Origin of the sequence: Streptomyces cylindrosporus (genome assembly GCF_022698165.1) — a bacterium.
GTDB lineage: Bacteria > Actinomycetota > Actinomycetes > Streptomycetales > Streptomycetaceae > Streptomyces > Streptomyces cylindrosporus.
In genome coordinates, this window is the sequence record NZ_JALDAY010000013.1 from 169,490 (window position 1) to 186,075 (window position 16,586).

General features: G+C 70.8%; 16 protein-coding genes and 1 pseudogene. 8 read left to right on the forward strand and 9 right to left on the reverse strand.

Annotated elements, in window-relative coordinates; translation table 11 throughout:
- Positions 1–131: 131 nt before the first annotated feature.
- The 6 genes from MQP27_RS37725 to MQP27_RS37750 all read right to left on the reverse strand — a co-directional run bounded on the left by MQP27_RS37725 (position 132) and on the right by MQP27_RS37750 (position 7,930).
- On the reverse strand, positions 132–2,051 hold the full coding sequence (locus MQP27_RS37725) for a hypothetical protein (RefSeq protein WP_242773816.1): 1,920 nt from the start codon (positions 2,049–2,051) through the stop codon (positions 132–134).
- A 108-nt stretch (positions 2,052–2,159) separates the two neighbouring features.
- Complete coding sequence (locus MQP27_RS37730) at positions 2,160–2,816, reverse strand: DUF1326 domain-containing protein (RefSeq protein ID WP_242773817.1); 657 nt, start codon at positions 2,814–2,816, stop codon at positions 2,160–2,162.
- 144 nt (positions 2,817–2,960) lie between these two features.
- A complete protein-coding gene (locus tag MQP27_RS37735) occupies positions 2,961–3,797 on the reverse strand; it encodes a DUF2182 domain-containing protein (RefSeq protein WP_242773818.1) in 837 nt (278 codons plus the stop codon).
- Between the two features lie 309 nt (positions 3,798–4,106).
- On the reverse strand, positions 4,107–4,955 hold the full coding sequence (locus tag MQP27_RS37740) for a class I SAM-dependent methyltransferase (RefSeq protein ID WP_242773819.1): 849 nt from the start codon (positions 4,953–4,955) through the stop codon (positions 4,107–4,109).
- Positions 4,956–5,328: 373 nt separating this feature from the next.
- The gene (locus tag MQP27_RS37745) at positions 5,329–6,075 is read right to left on the reverse strand and encodes a phosphotransferase (RefSeq protein WP_242773820.1); all 747 of its coding nucleotides are present in this window, start codon (positions 6,073–6,075) and stop codon (positions 5,329–5,331) included.
- Between the two features lie 127 nt (positions 6,076–6,202).
- Positions 6,203–7,930 (reverse strand): serine/threonine-protein kinase, encoded by a 1,728-nt coding sequence (locus MQP27_RS37750; RefSeq protein ID WP_242773821.1) that lies wholly within the window; start codon positions 7,928–7,930, stop codon positions 6,203–6,205.
- A 262-nt stretch (positions 7,931–8,192) separates the two neighbouring features.
- Between MQP27_RS37750 and MQP27_RS37755 the strand changes: the two genes are divergently transcribed.
- The gene (locus tag MQP27_RS37755; protein WP_242773822.1) at positions 8,193–9,029 is read left to right on the forward strand and encodes a DUF1206 domain-containing protein; all 837 of its coding nucleotides are present in this window, start codon (positions 8,193–8,195) and stop codon (positions 9,027–9,029) included.
- A 246-nt stretch (positions 9,030–9,275) separates the two neighbouring features.
- Here the strand turns inward: MQP27_RS37755 and MQP27_RS37760 are convergent, their stop codons facing one another.
- Positions 9,276–9,656 carry a winged helix-turn-helix transcriptional regulator gene (locus MQP27_RS37760; protein WP_242773823.1) on the reverse strand — a complete coding sequence of 127 codons (381 nt, stop codon included), beginning with the start codon at positions 9,654–9,656 and terminating at the stop codon, positions 9,276–9,278.
- 152 nt (positions 9,657–9,808) lie between these two features.
- On the opposite strand from MQP27_RS37760, the gene MQP27_RS37765 reads away from it, so the two are divergent.
- The 3 genes from MQP27_RS37765 to MQP27_RS37770 all read left to right on the forward strand — a co-directional run bounded on the left by MQP27_RS37765 (position 9,809) and on the right by MQP27_RS37770 (position 11,529).
- Positions 9,809–10,216, forward strand: coding sequence for a RidA family protein (locus MQP27_RS37765; RefSeq protein WP_242773824.1), 408 nt, complete (start codon positions 9,809–9,811; stop codon positions 10,214–10,216).
- Between the two features lie 94 nt (positions 10,217–10,310).
- Positions 10,311–10,433, forward strand: a complete 123-nt coding sequence (locus tag MQP27_RS51170) for a hypothetical protein (protein WP_278197008.1) — start codon at positions 10,311–10,313, stop codon at positions 10,431–10,433.
- A 247-nt stretch (positions 10,434–10,680) separates the two neighbouring features.
- Positions 10,681–11,529, forward strand: a complete 849-nt coding sequence (locus MQP27_RS37770; RefSeq protein ID WP_242773825.1) for a PhzF family phenazine biosynthesis protein — start codon at positions 10,681–10,683, stop codon at positions 11,527–11,529.
- On the opposite strand, the gene MQP27_RS37775 is transcribed toward MQP27_RS37770, so the two are convergent.
- A complete protein-coding gene (locus tag MQP27_RS37775; RefSeq protein WP_242773826.1) occupies positions 11,519–11,983 on the reverse strand; it encodes an Lrp/AsnC family transcriptional regulator in 465 nt (154 codons plus the stop codon). The genes MQP27_RS37770 and MQP27_RS37775 overlap by 11 nt on opposite strands.
- A gap of 152 nt (positions 11,984–12,135) precedes the next feature.
- Between MQP27_RS37775 and MQP27_RS37780 the strand changes: the two genes are divergently transcribed.
- From MQP27_RS37780 to MQP27_RS37790, 4 genes are all read left to right on the forward strand, one after another.
- Positions 12,136–13,320 carry a trans-sulfuration enzyme family protein gene (locus MQP27_RS37780; protein WP_242773827.1) on the forward strand — a complete coding sequence of 395 codons (1,185 nt, stop codon included), beginning with the start codon at positions 12,136–12,138 and terminating at the stop codon, positions 13,318–13,320.
- A gap of 203 nt (positions 13,321–13,523) precedes the next feature.
- Entirely contained in the window at positions 13,524–14,822 is a 1,299-nt protein-coding gene (locus MQP27_RS37785; protein WP_242773828.1) for an amidohydrolase family protein, read from the forward strand.
- A 72-nt stretch (positions 14,823–14,894) separates the two neighbouring features.
- Entirely contained in the window at positions 14,895–15,023 is a 129-nt protein-coding gene (locus MQP27_RS51175; RefSeq protein ID WP_278197009.1) for a hypothetical protein, read from the forward strand.
- A gap of 48 nt (positions 15,024–15,071) precedes the next feature.
- Complete coding sequence (locus MQP27_RS37790) at positions 15,072–15,887, forward strand: MBL fold metallo-hydrolase (protein ID WP_242773829.1); 816 nt, start codon at positions 15,072–15,074, stop codon at positions 15,885–15,887.
- A 327-nt stretch (positions 15,888–16,214) separates the two neighbouring features.
- On the opposite strand, the pseudogene MQP27_RS37795 reads toward MQP27_RS37790, so the two are convergent.
- A pseudogene (locus MQP27_RS37795) lies at positions 16,215–16,301 on the reverse strand (IS5/IS1182 family transposase); the annotation flags it as partial.
- Between the last annotated feature and the right edge of the window lie 285 nt (positions 16,302–16,586).

Genomic DNA, 16,586 nt, shown 5'->3' on the forward strand with positions numbered 1-16,586 from the left:
CATGCGCCACTAGCAACGCCGAACGCACAGATGCCAGCGACCCATCAGCCGACGTAAACAAGGCTGCAGGTCAATACACCTAGTTGGTCTCGCATACCGCCTCCGTCCGAGCGCCCCGCCGGGGACGGTGTTCAGCGCCGGGCTGCCACGGCCACCGCAGCCGCTGTGAGGATGCGGTGCAGGACGGAGGCCGGGATCGCCGGGTTGGTGACCGCTTCGCATGCCGTGTCGCGGTCGTGCAGCAGCCCGGCCAGGACGCGGGCAGGCAGCCGCGGACTGCGCAACGCGGCGCCGCGGACGTAGGCCTCGGGGTCGTTCAGCAGCCGTACCGCGTCGGCTGGTGACAGCCGGGGGTCCCTGGCCGCGCGGCGGCGCACCTCGGCTTCGGGATCCCGGACCAGGCGGGCGACGTCGGCCGGTGTCGACTCCGGGTCGTCGAGGGCCAGCCGGCGCATACGCCCGCTGGGGTCGGCGATGTGCCGCAGCAGGCCCGCACGGGGGAAGTTGGGGTGACTGCGGGGCCGGCCGGGGTGGCTGAAATTGCCGTCCCACCAGCTCCAGACCTCCAGCAGCAGGTCGGCCGGCGCGTCCTCGCACGACTCGGCGAGGAAGAGATGGACCACCCGGTCCTCGTCCCGCGCCAGGCGCGCCACGACATCCGGCGGGAGGCGCCGGGCCCGGGCAACGCTACGGCGCACCAGCGGGTGGGACGACGCGGAAAGGCGGCGCATCGCGTCGGCGTCACCGTGCAGGGCCTCGACCCAGGGCAGCGTGCGCGACATCGAGGTCGGGTCGAAGTGGTGGCGGATCGCGGCACGTTGCTCCTCGGTGAGGTCGGAACGCAGCGCCGCGGCGGATCGGATGTCGTCCCGCGGATCCTGTGCGAGCACGGCGACGCCGTGCGGGCTCAGGCCCGGGTTGGCGGCCAGTGCCCCGCGTACCTCCGCGTCCCCGTCCCGGACCAGATCGGCTTCCAGCTCAGCCGCGAGGCGGCATCGTTCGAGCGCCCGCCTGGGGTCGGGCAGGGAGGCGAAGACCTCGCGAGGCATGGGTACGGCGGTGTGGTGGGCGAGCAGCGCAGCCGTCCGCACGGCATGGTCGGCGTCGGCCAGCAGCCGGTTCCGCAGCGGTGCGGGGAGGTCGTCCCACCGGACGCAGGCCGCCGCCCGCACCCGGGGATCGGCGTCGGCTGCGAGGCCGGGGAGGTGCCGTGCGGGCAGCTTCGGGAGTTCGGCGGCTCGCGCGCGGGAGGGGCCGGTGAGGAGGTCGTCGTACAGGTCCTCGGGGAGTTCGGCGCCCCAGACGCAGGCGTGCTCCGCGAACAGCACACGCCGCTCCGGCGACGGCTCGGCACGGATCAGACGTACCCACTGGTCGGAGGTGAGCCTGGGCCGGAACGTGTCGACGACCGTCGCCCGGACCCGCCGATCCGGGTGCGCCACGGCGGCGTCGAGCACGGCGGGCCGGTCGCATCCGTGCAGGAAGGCGACCGTCACATCCAGCAGTTGGATCAGCAGTTCGTCCGTCGCGGCCGGATTGGCCCCGATGCCTTCCGCCCAGTGCAGAGGCCACGCAGGTCGGCCGGGCACCGCCGCCCACACGTCGGCGCGCTCGGCTTCCGTCTCGTGCCCGGCGGCAGCGGCGTACTCCTCCAGCCGTTCGGGCAGTCGGTCGAGGGCCGTCACCCGAGGCCCGCCCGCGCCGGGCACCTCCGCCACGAGCACCTGCCCGTCGAGGGAGAGCGCCACGAACCCGGGGTCGCCGGTCAACTCCGGTACACCGCTCCCGGTGTGCCGGACGCGGGTCCACCAGGCGTCGTTGCCGCCGATTCGGTGCCGGAGGACAGCCACCAGGAACTCGCCGTCGGCATCGACAAGACGGCGCCACCACGTGGCATCGAGCACTTCGCGGGCCGCTCCGTCCGGCGCCGCGATCCCCTGCGCGATCCGCCAGCCGGCTTCCGGCGGGAACAGGTTGCCCGGGCGCACGTCCTCCACGACCGTGAGTCCGGCACGTTCGAGTAGTTCGTGGAGTTTCTCCTCGCGCTGCACGCGATCATGCTCTCCGCCGACCCGGCGGGAGGACAAGGCCCTCAGCCCGGAGCCGGCGGCAGCGGGAGGGGTGATCAAGAATGCCTTGTTGTCGGGAGGTCCGGTGCGTCAGTCGGGGCCGCTCCAGTCGAAGGGGAAGTGCTTGCTGGACTTGCCGGAGCGGTCCCAGGAGAAGCCGAACGCGTCCGCGCGGTCGGTGGTGGCCCGGCCCCACGTGGCGACCTGGCCCGGCCCGACCTCGGCGCCCGGGGCGTTGTGGACCTGGACACGCGCGCTGTCTGGGGTGGTCGGGCCGGTGAGCGCCTCGGCGGCTGCTGTGACCCGGCCCGGGATCTCGGCCCGCCAGGTGGCGAGGTCCTCGTCGATCTCGACGTGGATGGGTGCGACGTCCATGCCGCGCATCTCGGGGTGGAACATCTCCCCGAACTGCGCCGGCCAGCCACCCGCCTCACCGCCGAAGACGGCACCGAGCGCACCCCGCTGCTGCTCGTCGGCACGTTCGTCCAGGAAGACCGCGGCGTACGGGTCGGTGTGCTCGCCGGTCCACGGGTTGCCGGTGAAGGAGCCGAGCATCAGGACGTTGAGGCCGTCGAGCCGGACGTCACCGTAGCTGCCCTCCCGGATGTGCCAGACCAGCACGCCTTCGCAGTCGCCGTAGGTCGGGGGCTGCGCGAACGTGCACGGGCAGGGGATGGCGCACTTGCACACATCGAACCAGTCGCCGGCCAGATGCCAGCGTGTCGCGGTGGTGGCCTGTTCTGTCATCTCGCTTCCCTCCTGCCGAGCCCCAGGAGCTCACTCGGAGTGGCGAGACCGCGTGTGCCGAGCCCGGTCCCGGGATCGGGAGACGGTCTCCCTTCCAGCTTGCACCTCTCGTCCCTGGTGGGGAACCCGGTCACGCGTAAGAGATCACATGCCGTCCATCGAGGGCATCGAGTCCTGCAGTCCCGGCAGCAGCCAGTCCTGGAAGGGCGCGAGCACCGCCAGGACCAGGAACACGACGCCCACGGCACGGGCGAGCAGTGGTCCCCGGGACCACAGCTTCTCCACGAAGATCACCACGGCCAGCCCGGCCATGGCCGCCACATTCATCACACCGAGCGGCACGAGGACGACCATCAGCCCGGCGCAGCAGCCGACGCAGTAGGCGCCGTGGTGGAGACCCACCCGCAGGTCGCGGGCCGGCCCTCGGAAGCCGGAGTAGCGCACCAGGTGGCCCAGCGGGTCGCGGCAGTGCCGCAGGCACACGGACTTCAGGGGGCCCAGCTGGTAGAGGCCCGCGAGCAGGAAGGCGACCGAGCCGATCCAGCGACCGGCCGTGGGGTGATCGTCCACGAGGCGGCCGGTGAGGGCCAGGGCCGCGTAGGCGAGCAGCCCGAACGCCGTCCACACCAGCAGATATCCGGCGACGAACTCGACGGTACGGGCGGTCCGGGCCCAGCCGGAGGACTGCCGGCCGATACCCCGTACCCAGGTGATCGCCACCGGTGCCATGGACGGCAGCATCATGGCCGCCATCATCGTCACCCATAGCACCAGGAACAGCGGCAGCGCCATCCCCATCGTGCCGGGCTCGACCCCCATGTCCCGTGCCTGGCCGATCGTCAGCACCCAGGCGGGGACAGCGATCAGGACCACGAGGAACCAGGCGGCCGCGAGATCCCGCGTGGGCAGCAGACCCCCACCCGTTCCGGTCGGGGCGACCGACCGGCCGGCTACGAGAGCGGAACTCCGGCTGTGACGCATCGGCGTGTACTCCTGCGGCTCCTTCCAGGAGAGCACTGCCCGGCCGTCGGCGCGACCGGATACGGGAGGTTCCATCCATGTGCGGCGGCAGCCATTCGTCATGTGTCTTGACCGGCTTGACAGAAGTCCCGATGAGGCGGGCTGCGAACGCTTCTGGGCGGGCGTCGAGGAGGAGGAATGGCTCGACGACATCGTCGCCGGGGCCGCCAGAAGGCAGATATCTACGCCGCGCTCCGCGATCCACGTGACAAGGACTCCCGCTGCAGGTGGCCGCTGGGCACCACCGTGAGTCTTGGCCGGTGGCTTCGGCTAGCTCGGTTTGGTTCCGGCGACGCAGCGTGCGACGCCCGGGACGCGGAGCTCCCCCTCCTGCTCGAAGGCGCGCACCCCGGCGAGGGCGTGGGCCCGGATCCGCTCCCGGGCAGGTGCGTCGACCTGCTGGAGCACGGCCACCGCCAGCGACACGTGCTCGCTGATCATGGACCAGTACTCCTCGGGGGATGCTGTGACGAGCTCCACGGGGATGTCCCACTCGGCGATGTCGCGCAGCCCCGCGGCCTCGTACCGCTCGCTGAGGTAACCCGGGGCCGCGCACCGGAACATGTTCGGCGTGTCCGGGGCGGGTGGTGGCACTGTCACCTCGGTCGCGATCGCGCGCAGGGCGATGGCCGTCCACGGGTTGTCCTCGGGCCGGGCCCATACCGACGAGCACAGTCGTCCGCCGGGCTTGAGCACGCGGGCGAACTCGGCAGTCGCCCGGGTGGTGTCGGGGAGGAACATGTAGCCGAACCGCACCGAGACGCTGTCGAACGTGGCGTCGGCGAACGGCAGATCGTCGGCACTGCACACCGTGGTCTCGATGTTGGTGACGCCCTGTGCGTCGGCGCGGCGCGCGGCCACGTCGAGCATCTGCGGCACGAGGTCGGTCAGCACGACGCGTCCGCTCGGCGCGAGTGCCGCGATGCTCAGCCCCGGCTCGCCGGTGCCCGAGGCGATGTCGAGGTGGTGCTGGTCCTCGGCGATGTGGAGGGCGTCGATGATCGCCGCGCCGACCGGACGCAGCTGATCCATGATCAGCGCGTCCCACTTCTCCCAGCCGGCGGCCAGCGCGGCCCACGTCGTGCGCTGGGCGTCCCGGATCTCGTCAGGGCTCGGCATCGGCCCCACCTCCTGTCGCCGCGGGGCGCTGCTGGTGCAAGCCGATGATGCCGGTCCCGGACCGGCCGCGCACTTCAGACGTGGGGCAGTCGAGCAGAGCGCACGGGCGACGCGATCCGCGCGTCGAGCCGCTGCTGCCGGTTGTCCCGCGTAATCCGCGACGGCGAGGTCGTAAGCGTTTGGAAGCGTCTGGATGGTCGCCAGGGGCTGTGCGGGATGCTGTTCTCGGGGATGACCTGCGCCGTACCACCCCGACCATCGCCCGGCGCGGCACCGAGCACGCCGCCCGCCTGGGCAAGTACCGCTGGGAGATCCGCGACGACATCCACCACGCGTTCGTACCCCGGCTGCGCCGTCATTCCGGCCCGCAGCCTCACATCCGGGATCTCAGCACGTCGACCTCACAACCCGGCGCGGACGGGTCGAAGCCGTGCTCCACCAGCCAGCGAACCCCCAGCAGGCTGCGCAGCGACCACCACGCGCGGATCACCTCGAGGTCGACGTCGATGCCGTAGCCGGCGATGACGTCGTCGAGGTGCTCCTCGTGTCCGAGCGTCAGGGTGGCGAGGTCGAACAGGGCATCACCCCCGCCCGCCTCGGACCAGTCGATGATGCCGGTGACCTCGTCGCCGTCGACGAAGACGTGGTCGATCTGCAGGTCGCCGTGGGTGAACAGCCGGGTCCACGGCCGGATCGCGGCCTCGGCGATGTGGCGGTTGCGGGTGACCAGGTCGGCGGGCAGGACGCCGTTGGTCACGAGCAGGTCGCACTCGGCGTCGAGTTCCGCCGCCAACTCGTCGGGACCTCGGCGGCGTCGGCCGGGCCAGGGCGGCAGGGGCGCTTCGTGCAGCTTCCGGACGGCGGCACCCGCCGCGGCCCATGCAACCGGGGGCGCGGTGGACGGCTCGCCGAGGCGGCCGAGCGCGGTGCCCGCGACCGCGGCGATCGCGAGTACGGGCGGCTTGCGCCACAGGACCTTCGGAGTCGGGACCGGAGCCAGGGCCATCGCCTCGACCTCGACGTCGATGCGCGCCTGATCCGCGTCCACCTTCAAGAACACATCGCCCACGCGCAGTGTCGCGCGCTCGGAATGGGCGACGACGACTTTGACTTCATCCATGGGCGACGAGTATCCCGGGGATGATCGTCGACGTCCCCGGGTTTGTCGCGTGCGACGGCGCGGCTGACCGCCACCCCTTTCGTCATGATCCGCACAACGATCCCCCCGTAACTGCGCGGCCGGTGCGTCAGGTTGTGCTGCGCAGGGCGTTCCAGGTGTCGTGTGCCACGATGCCGTTGGCGGTGAGCCCGTGGTCGGTCTGGAAGGACTCGACGGCGGTTTCGGTGCCGGGTCCGAACTTGCCGTTCACGCCGGTGCTTCCCACGCTGTATCCGCGCTCGGTGAGCATGCACTGAACCTGCTGAACGCGCTTGCCGCTGTCACCGAGGCGGGTGCGCCCGTTGCCGGAGTAGTAGGTGCACTCGGTGAGCCAGGGGGCGGTTCCGGTCCCGGCGGACGGGCTGTCGGCGGACGGTGCGGGGGAGTTGGTGGTGTCCGGTGTGCTGCTGGGAGTGGAGGCGTCGTCGTGCTGGTCGGCGGCGGGGCCGGAAGGGCCGGGCGGTGGGGCGGAGCCGGTCGTACTCGCGCGGTCTTCGACGGCGACGCCGTCGACGTTCGGGCGGGGCTGCCCGTTCGTACCCGGGGACACCTGGGCGCTGGAGCCGCCACCGGGCGCGGTGCCGACGACCGTGGTGGCACCGTCGTGCGCAGAGCCGTCGGCGGGCGGGCCCTGCCGGGTGAGGAATAAGGTCACCGCAACCGCCGCGCAGGCCGAGATGCCCGCGACGGCGACCAGCCACGTCTTCCTCCGACCCGGGGCAGAGGCTTTCACCGGCCCGTCTTCCGCCTCGGCCATGCTCTCGGAGCCGGGCGGAGCAGGCTCGGGCACCTCCGCGGACGGGCGTGCCGACAGGCCATCGGCAGTCCCTGAAGGGGCCATGTCCGCGACGGGCACGCGGCACAGCGCCTCGTAGGCCTGCTGCCGGGCCGCCACCTTGCCGGCCAGCGGCTGCGGCCAGGTGGACGCAACGGTCCATACGGCGGCCGCGTCGATGAGCTGCTGCGGGGTGGGCCGCCGTTCGGGCTCCTTGGCCAGGCAGGCGGTCAGCAGGGAGCCGAGCCGCGCGTCCGCCGCCGAGACCTGAGCGATCACCTCGGGATCGGGATCCTCGTAGGCCACCCGGTGCATCACGTCGACGCCGGTCCCCTCGCCGAACGGCGCCCGCCCTGCCACCGCGTAGACCAGCGTGCCGGCCAGCGAGAACACGTCCGACGCGGTGTCCGAGCGGCCCTCCTTCAGATGCTCGGGCGCCATGTAGGCGGGAGTTCCCACCCGGTTTCCGGTACCGGTGATCGCGCTCGCGTCCGCGGCCTTCGCGATTCCGAAGTCGATCACGTGCGCGCCCCGGACGGACAGCAGGACGTTGGAGGGCTTCAGATCCCGGTGCACGATTCCCTCGGCGCACAGGGCCGCCAGCGCCTGCCCGAGCTCGGCCACCAGCCGCCAGACCGCGGCCGGCTCCAGGGCACCGACCTCCCGCACGGCCTGCGCCAGATCGAAGCCCGGAAGGTACTCCGTGGCCATCCACAGCAGTTCGTCATCGAAGCCGGTGCCGGCAAGGCGCGGCGCGTGCGGCGTACGAAGACGGGCGTGGACCGACGCCTCGCGTTCGAACCGGCGCCGGAACGGGGGATCCTCCGCATACTCCGGCCTGATCACCTTCACCGCGACCAGACCGGGGCCGCCGTCCGTGGGACGTGCCAGAAACACCCGTCCCATGCCACCACTGCCGAGCAGCGCGATCGGCACATAGGGACCCACGTGCCTCGGGTCGTCCTTTCGCAGCGGTGAGGAACCGGTCTGCCGCAGCGCGGCAGCCGCATCGTCCGCCGGCACCGGCTGCTGTCCCGACAAGGAAAACTCCCGAAGTCACGTTCGTCGTACGCCAGTTCACCAGAAGGGGACACGAGGCTAACCCCAGCCCGTGCCTGTGTTCAGGCAATCGGTCAGTTCTGTCTCGCGGGTCACGGGAAAGGAGAGGGCGCGGGCCCGGCGTCTGCATGCGACCGTCCTTTCGAGCCCCAGCCCCAGCCCGTGCCCGCGCCCCCGCCCCGCCGTCCCGCGTACAGCCGCCCCTTCGGGGCATTCGCACTCTCGGAGGCGACGGGAGGCTGGGATGAACACCGAAGTGCTGGCGCGAGAGGGAAGGTTCGAGGCGCGGAAGGCCGCCCGGGGACCGGTGGTGAAAGCGGCCGCACGGGCGGGCTTCGCCGCACGTGGGGTGATCTACCTGCTGGTGGGCGCGCTAGCCCTGCAGATCGCCTTCGGTAAGGAAGGCCGGGAGGCCGACCGGCGGGGCGCTCTGGCCGAGATCGCGCAGAAGCCGTTCGGCGCTGTCTTGCTCTGGGCTCTGGGGGCCGCACTGGTCGGTATGGCGGTGTGGCGGCTGTCCGAGGCGGCCTTCGGCGCGGCCGGTCCCGACGGGCGCGGCGCGAAGAAGCGGCTGCTGTCGCTGGCGCGCTGCGTGTTCTACTCCTTCATCGCCTACTCCGTGCTCGCCATGGCCGCAGGCTCGGGCGACGGGGGCGGCTCCAGCGACCAGCAGTCCAGGGACGTCACCGCCCGGCTGCTCGGCGTGCCCGGAGGGCAGTGGATCGTCGGAGCAGCGGGGGCGGGTGTCGTCGTCACGGGTGTGTGGATCGGCGGCCGGGCCGTGCTGCGGACCTATCACGACAAACTGCGGCTGGGGGAGATGTCGCCGCGCGTTCGGCGCGTGGTCGACGTCACCGGTGTCGGCGGCGGCGCGGCCCGCGGACTGATATTCGCCACCGCGGGAGTCTTCGCCGTACGTGCCGCGATCGACTACGAGCCCGAGCGGGCCAAGGGACTCGATGACACCCTGCGCTCCTTCGCCCGCATGCCCGCCGGCCCTGGCCTGCTGGCCTGCGTCGCGGCCGGGCTTGTCCTGTTCGGACTCTTCTCCTTCGCCATGGCCCGCTGGCGCAAGGTCTGAGCCCCTTCCCCTTCCTCTGCCCCTCGCGGGCTTCGACCCGGCGAGATCCGGCCGACACCAGCGAACTCATCGCCTTGGCCGAGCATGTCTGGCTCACAGGGCCGCGGACAGGAACCGTCCACCTCGGGCGGGCACCGCACGGTCATTGGCGCACGTGAAGGCAGCGCCGAGGATCACACCAGCTCGTCACCCACCCGGGACGCGTGGTGCGTGGCCAGGGGAGTCGCTGTGAGGGTGCACCGGCGGTCAGGTTTCGAAGCGTCGCCGGGCGGATTCGATGTGGTGGAAGTAGCGGTAGGTCCACTCGCACATGCCGTCGACGGTGGCCTGGAGTGCGTGGCCGGCGTCGGTGAGCGTGTAATCGACGCGGGGTGGGACGGTGGGGTAGACGGTCCGTTCGAGGAGGCCGTTGCGTTCCAGCATGCGCAGGTTCTGGGTGAGCATCTTGTGACTGATGCCCTCGACCCGGGAGCGCAGTTCACTGAAGCGCAGGGTGCCCTCACCGAGTGCCTCGATGATCAGCAGAGCCCATTTGTTGGCCACGTCGGAGAAGATCTCCCGCCCCAGTGAGTCGGCGCGCCGCAGATCGGCATCCTCGGCCGGGCCGCTGAACTGCTTGGTCACCATCTGGTTCCCCAGTCACTGAAAAGTGCGTTCTTCCATGTCAACGCATACTCTCCTACGGTTCCTGAGTAACCACAAGAGACCACCAAGGCTGGTCTTCGACGAACGCGGACCGGCGGGCTCGGCGCCAGGCGCCCGAACAAGGAGCGGACAGAATGAGCATCACCCTCAGGAACCCAGAGGGACTGCCCAAGATCGATGTCTACCGGCAGGTCGCGATCGCCTCCGGTTCACAGCTGGTCTTCATCGCTGGACAGGTCGCCTGGGACGCGGACGGGGTCACGGTCGGCGACGGGGACCTCGCCGCGCAGGTCGAGCAGTGCTATCTCAACATCGCCATCGCGCTGGCCGAGGCCGGCGGTTCCTTCACCGACGTGGTGAAACTGACCTTCTACGTCGTCGACTGGAGCCCCGACAAGATGCCCCCGCTCCTGGAGGGAATCTCCCGGGCGGCCGCGAAACTGGGGATCACCCCGGTGCCGCCGGCCACGCTGATCGGCGTTGCGGCGCTGGACACCCCCGAGCACCTGGTCGAGATCGAGGCCACCGCGGTCCTCGACTGAAACCCACTGCGCCAGACGGCCCCCGGCGCTCGATGGAGCATCGAACACATACCGGCGACGGTCGTGTAGGGCGAGCACCATGATGACCCCCCCCATGACGAATTACGTGCCCCTGAAGTCCGAACTCGCTGTATTCATGGGCGCGTACGAGCGGGCAGCCAACAGCCCTGACGTCGAGCAGGTCGTGCGGTTCATCGCCGAGGACGCCAGGTACTGAACCCTGCACGCCGTCCACGCTGCTCGACTGACCGGCGAGGAGCACCTGCGCGGCACCCTCACCGCGGGCCGGTTCGCTGGCCTCACCAGCTGGGACCAGGACCCCGCCCACTCACGACAGGGCCAGTCAGTCCACTTTGTGGCGACTGGCCCTGTCGTGGTCGTGCGGGAGCCCGCTGGGATGGTGCTGCTTCCGTCGACGGGCGGAATGCGCAGAGCCCGCCGTGGCCGCTACTGGGAGGCCCCCGATGACCATGCCGCGTACCCGTTCGTTCGTACAGGTCGATGTGTTCTCCACAACCCCCTACAGCGGCAACCCGGTCGCGGTGGTCCTGGACGGGACCGGCCTGAGCGATGAGGAGATGCAGCGCCTGGCGCGCTGGACGAACCTGTCCGAGACCACCTTCGTCCTGCCGCCCACCGCCCCCGAGGCGGACTACCGGCTGCGGATCTTCACCCCGGGAGGCGAGCTGCCGTTCGCCGGGCATCCCACCCTCGGTTCCGCCCGCGCCTGGCTGGACGGCGGCGGAACGCCCCGCCACCCCGACCGCATCGTGCAGGAGTGCGCGGCCGGCCTGGTCACCGTGCGCCGCGGCGAAGGGGTTCTGTCGTTCGCCGCGCCGCCGCGAGTGCGGGACGGCGAGCTCGACGAGGGCCGGCTGAACCGCATCGTGGCCGCGTTCGGCATCACGCGGGAGCAGGTCGTGGCCCACCAGTGGGTCGACAACGGTCCCGGCTGGGCCGTGCTGCAACTGGCCACCGCCAAGGAGGTCCTCGCCCTCGAACCCGACCTGGCCGCCATCCCGGACGCGATGGTCGGCGCGATCGGCGCCTGCCCCGAGGGATCTGCGTACGACTTCGAGCTGCGCACCTTCGCCCCGGGCGCCGGCGTTCCCGAGGACCCGGCGTGCGGCAGCATGAACGCCGCCGTCGGGCAGTGGCTCATCGGCAGCGGCGCCGCACCCGCCAACTACCGGGTCTCCCAGGGCACGAGGCTGGGACGGGCGGCGCGCATCGAGGTCACCGCCGATCCGGACGGCACGGTCTGGGTGAGCGGCGCCGCCGTCATCTGCGTCCGCGGCACCATCACTGTCTGACCTCCCCACTGCCGTGCGGGGCCGGGGAGAGCGTCTTCATGGTGACGTAGCTGGTCACCGTGGCCACACCGGGCAGGGCGGCCAGCTGGTTGGCGTGGAAGTCCTCGTAGGCGGGCAGGTCTGCGACCTCGACCTGGAGCAGGTAGTCGAAGTTGCCGGTGATGTGGTGGCAGGCGATCACCTCGGGCAGCTGGATGATCCCGCGTTCGAAGGCGATCACATCCGCGCGGGTGTGCCGCACCAGGCGCACTCCGGCGAAGACCCGCAGGCTGCGGCCGACCGCGGCGGGGTCGATCAAGGCCCGGTAGCCGCGGATGACGCCGGCCTCCTCCAGCTGCCGCACGCGCCGCAGGCACGGTGACGGCGACAGTCCGACCCGGGCGGCCAGCTCGTTGTTGCTGATGCGGCCGTTCTGTTCCAGCACGGCCAGGATCGACCGGTCCACCTCGTCCATGGTGGCAGATTATTGCGCCACGGCATCGAGTACCACAATCATGCGCCCTCGGTGCGCGCAATTTGCTGCCAAAATTGCCGCGATCTGCCCCGATTCGGGCTTGGGTCGGCCAGGCTTCATGACGTCATACCGGTGTCCACGGAAGGCCAGTCATGCCGGGCAGCAGCACCATCACCGTTCACGCCGACCGCGAGATCCACCCCAGCCGGGCGGTGGCACCGCCCATCTACCAGACGGCGGCGTTCTGGGCCGAGGACGGCGAGACGTTCGCACGCGGTGCCGTCGAACCGCGCGGCAAGGACTTCTACACCCGCTTCGGCAACCCCAACCACGCCCAGGCCGCGGCCGTCGTCGCCGAACTGGAGGGCACCGAGGCGGCCATGGTCACCGCGTCCGGGATGGCCGCGCTCACCACCGCCGTGCTGGCCCTGGTGTCGGCCGGGGACCACGTCATCGGGCAGAAGTCCGCCTACGGCGGCACGGGCTCGGTGCTGCTGAACCTGCTGCCGCGCCTGGGCGTGTCGACCTCCGTGGTGGACCAGACCGACCCGGAGGCGTTCGCGAAGGCGCTCACCCCGCGGACCCGGCTGATCCTGGTGGAGACGCCGAGCAATCCGCTGCTGCAGGTCACCGACCTGCGGGCCGTCGCGGAGCTGGCCCGCGCGCACGGTGTGCCGACCCTGGCGGACAACACCTTCGCCACCCCGCTGAACTCGCGTCCGGCCGACTACGGCATCGACCTGGTCTGGCACAGCGCGACCAAGTACCTCAACGGCCACACCGACGTCTCCGCCGGAGTGATCGCCGGCCCGGCCGAGCTGCTGAACCGGATCTGGGACGTTGGCCTGCTCACCGGCGCCACCCTCGGCCCCATCGACGCCTGGCTGCTGCTGCGCGGCATGCGCACCCTGCCCCTGCGGGTGCCCCGGCACAACGCCAACGGCCTCGCCCTCGCCCAGGCGCTGAGCGGTCATCCGGCCGTGGCCAAGGTGCACTATCCGGGCCTGGCGTCCCACCCGCAGCACAAGCTGGCGGCCAGTCAGATGAGCGGCTTCGGCGGGGTCCTCGGCATCGAGTTCACCGGCGGCTTCGAGACGGCCGACGCCTTCCTCGGCAAGCTGCGCTACTCCCTGCGCTCGGCCAGTCTCGGCGGCGTGGAGTCGCTGGCCGTGCATCCGGCGTCCATGTGGCGCGGGATGCTCAGCGAGGAGCAGATAGCCGAGTCGGTGCCGCTCGGGCTGGTCCGGCTGGCCGCGGGCACCGAGGACACGGCCGACCTGGTCGCCGACGCGCTGGCCGCCGCCGACGCCGTCCTCACCATGACGGCAAACGCCTGAACCACCGACCTGCCCGGGGCCGGCAGCTCGACGAAGAGGCGCACCTCCATGTCCCACCCGCAAGACCCTCGCCGCGGCGGCCCCTTATGCCGCGACAACCCTGACCGCCCGTAGCCGACCGGCGCGGCTACGAGGCGGAACCGCGGCAGCCCCCACACCATGATCTTCAACTGTCCCGCAACGCCTCTGAAGGAGTGCAACCGATGAAAACCCTGCTCACTGGCGGCACCGTGGTCAGCATGGATCCGGCGGTCGGCGATCTCGACCGCGGGGATGTGCTCATCGAGGACGGCGTGATCGTCGCCGTGGCCGAGCGCATCGACGCGCACGACGCCGAGGTCATCGACGCCACCGACCGGATCGTCATGCCCGGCTTCGTCGACAACCACCGCCACAGCTGGCAGACGGCGTTCCGGGGCGTCGGCGCGGACTGGACGTTCCCCGAGTGGGCGTTGGCCATGCACGGCACGGTCAAACCCCACTACCAGCCCGAAGACGTCTACGTGGGCACCCTGCTCGGCCGTCTGGAGGCCCTGCACTCCGGTGTGACCACGATGCTGGACTGGTACCACGTCGCGCAGACCCCTGAGCACGAGGACGCCGCCGTCGCGGCGCTGCGCGACGTGCCGGGGCGGTCCATCTTCTGCCTCGGCGCCGGGTGGGCCACCGCCGACTCCGTCGACACCGCCGTCCGCCGCGTCCGCTCCGAACTCACCGACGGTGGCCTGGTCACCATGGCGTGGGGGCTGCGCGGTCCCGAGGACACGAGTATGGACACCCTCGCCCGGGAGCTGAAGCTGGCCGCCGAGCTCGGGCTGCGCACCAGTCTCCATACCCTCTCCGACGGAACCCAGCGCCCCGTCGCCGACCTGAACGAGCACGGACTGCTGCGGGACACCACCACCTACGTGCACGCCAACGGGATCAGCGACGAAGAGCTGCGCATGCTCGCCGACGCGGGCAGCTCGATCTCGATCAGCCCGGACGTCGAGCTGAAGATGGGCTTCGGCTGGCCGATGACGGGCCGGGCACTGGCCGCCGGCCTGCGCCCGACGCTGTCCGTCGACGACGTCCCCTCGGCCGGCGGCGACATGTTCTCGACCCTGCGTACCGCCTTCGCCGTCCAGCGCGGCCTGGACGGCGGCCTCAACTCCCGGGACCTGCTGGCCTTCACCACCATCGACGCCGCCGCCTCCTGTGGCCTCGACGCCCGGACCGGCAGCCTCACACCCGGCAAGGACGCCGACATCATCCTCCTGCGCGCCGACGACATCACCGTCCTCCCCGTCACCGACCCGGCCGCCACCATCGTCAGCCACGGGCACCCCGGTCTCGTCGACACCGTTCTGGTCGCCGGCCGCGTCGTGAAACGGGACGGAGCCCTGGTCGGCGTAGACCTACCCACGCTCAAGGAGCGCCTGACCGCCTCCCGTGACCGCGTCGCGGCGGCCGCCGGCGTCCGGCTCGACCGCACCTGGCGGCCGCAGCCCGCATCGAAGTAGCCGCACCGGGCAAACCCGGCCGGCCCGCTCAACCCGTAAACATGAAGGGAAATCGGCTGATGTAACTCGCTCGTGACGTTCACCGATTCGGGCCAGGTGGCGCTCGGCCGCATCGACGACGAAGGACAGGCGCGCGACCTCAGCGGTGCGCGCGCTGCACAACACCGTCAGCACGCTGAAGGAAGCGCCGCGCCGCAGTAGACAAGCCAAGCCGCACCGAGCGACCACGAAACTCTCAGCGGAGATCTCATGCGCCTCACGTCCATCGGCCGTCACCACGCCACCTTCGACTTCGGTGACTTGGAGGTGATCTCACTGCGGGACGGCTACGTCGACATGCCGCCCACACGGCTGCGCGACGAGAACGGGCGCCCTCTCGACGACCTGCCGGACACCGTCCCGCTCGTCGAGGGCAACTTGCGCCTGTCGGTCAACGCCTTCTTCATCACCGACGGGACCGCATCACTGCTCATCGACACCGGTGCGTCCAACGCCTGGCATCCCACCATGGGATCACTGCTCGACGCCCTGGACGAAGCCGGAGTCGATCGCGGGGATGTCACGGATGTGGGGATCACCCACAACCATGAAGACCACGTCAACGGCCTCATCGCACCAGACGGTTCACAGGCGTTCCCTCAACTCCGACGCGTGTGGGTCGGCGCGAGCGACACATCGGTGTTCACCGGCCGGCTCGCACCGATCCGCGACCGAGTCGTCCCCGTCACTGACCGAATCGACGTCAACGACCGGGTCACGGCGGTCCCCACTCCCGGGCACACACCCGGCCACACCGTCTACGAGGTCACGAGCAGCACCGGCCGACTCCTCGTCTGGGGCGACACGGTTCACGTGCCCTCCCTGCAATTCGCCCAGCCGAACGTGACCTGGGAATTCGACGGCGACCAGTCACAGGCACGCAAGGCGCGGACCGCACTCCTCGAACAACTGACATCACCGCAACACTTCGTCGCCGGCGCCCACCTGGACTCACCCGGAGTGGGGCGCGTAAACCGTGACGGCGACGGCTACGCGCTCGAATACCTCGCACCGCCTATCTCCTGACGAGTCTCCTGACGAGCATCCGGTTCGCCGATGGTCGCCCGGGAGAACATGAGCCGCAGTCCCGCCCTGGGCGCCGAGATTTCGTGCGGCACCGACGACGATCGCCGTGGAGCGCGCGGTCTGGACGGGAATTCGACGATCGTGCCGGTGGACCCCCGGAAGCCGACGGAACGCCTGCGTCGAAAAGGCGGCGGGCGAAACGGTCGCGGGATTTCTGCACGATGACGGTGGAACGCCGGCCTGTTGACCGGCTCGTTCCTTGGTCATCCAGGTCATCCAGCGGCCTTGGCGCCGGACAGTTCCCATGCCTTGCAGTCGTTGCGTCCGCAGGCTCCACGGTCGCCTCCTGCAGAGCGCGTCCGTGCCTTCGCGTCGCAATGCGGTCAGCGGCTTGACGAACTGCCGCGGGCTCAGCCCGGTGGACGGGGCCGTCCAGCCACACCAAGATCATCTCCTGTGATGGCGCGGTTCTGCGCGATGTCCGGCGGAATCGGATGGTGTGGCACGGCTCCGGCGTCGAAGCGTACTTGAGGCACTGCCAGGAACAGTGGGAGACGGCCGGGCCGCTCCGCGCTTTCGGCATACGCGTGGGTACCGACGAGGTGCTCGCGGGGGCGGTTGACTTGTGGTCTGCGGCGAACGAGGGGGAGAGGAGGCGGTGATCCAGGTGGAGCCGGAGAATCCCGCATCGGCCGCGGT

Excerpts from the sequence above, each read along its gene's own strand:
- MQP27_RS37755 (WP_242773822.1), top strand. The coding sequence starts at position 8,193 with ATGAACACCGAAGTGCTGGCGCGAGAGGGAAGGTTCGAGGCGCGGAAG.
- MQP27_RS37775 (WP_242773826.1), bottom strand. The coding sequence starts at position 11,983 with ATGGACGAGGTGGACCGGTCGATCCTGGCCGTGCTGGAACAGAACGGC.
- MQP27_RS37730 (WP_242773817.1), bottom strand. The coding sequence starts at position 2,816 with ATGACAGAACAGGCCACCACCGCGACACGCTGGCATCTGGCCGGCGAC.
- MQP27_RS37780 (WP_242773827.1), top strand. The coding sequence starts at position 12,136 with ATGCCGGGCAGCAGCACCATCACCGTTCACGCCGACCGCGAGATCCAC.
- MQP27_RS37745 (WP_242773820.1), bottom strand. The coding sequence starts at position 6,075 with ATGGATGAAGTCAAAGTCGTCGTCGCCCATTCCGAGCGCGCGACACTG.
- MQP27_RS37760 (WP_242773823.1), bottom strand. The coding sequence starts at position 9,656 with ATGGTGACCAAGCAGTTCAGCGGCCCGGCCGAGGATGCCGATCTGCGG.
- MQP27_RS37770 (WP_242773825.1), top strand. The coding sequence starts at position 10,681 with ATGACCATGCCGCGTACCCGTTCGTTCGTACAGGTCGATGTGTTCTCC.
- MQP27_RS37785 (WP_242773828.1), top strand. The coding sequence starts at position 13,524 with ATGAAAACCCTGCTCACTGGCGGCACCGTGGTCAGCATGGATCCGGCG.
- MQP27_RS37735 (WP_242773818.1), bottom strand. The coding sequence starts at position 3,797 with ATGCGTCACAGCCGGAGTTCCGCTCTCGTAGCCGGCCGGTCGGTCGCC.
- MQP27_RS37740 (WP_242773819.1), bottom strand. The coding sequence starts at position 4,955 with ATGCCGAGCCCTGACGAGATCCGGGACGCCCAGCGCACGACGTGGGCC.
- MQP27_RS37765 (WP_242773824.1), top strand. The coding sequence starts at position 9,809 with ATGAGCATCACCCTCAGGAACCCAGAGGGACTGCCCAAGATCGATGTC.
- MQP27_RS37790 (WP_242773829.1), top strand. The coding sequence starts at position 15,072 with ATGCGCCTCACGTCCATCGGCCGTCACCACGCCACCTTCGACTTCGGT.
- MQP27_RS51170 (WP_278197008.1), top strand. The coding sequence starts at position 10,311 with ATGACGAATTACGTGCCCCTGAAGTCCGAACTCGCTGTATTCATGGGC.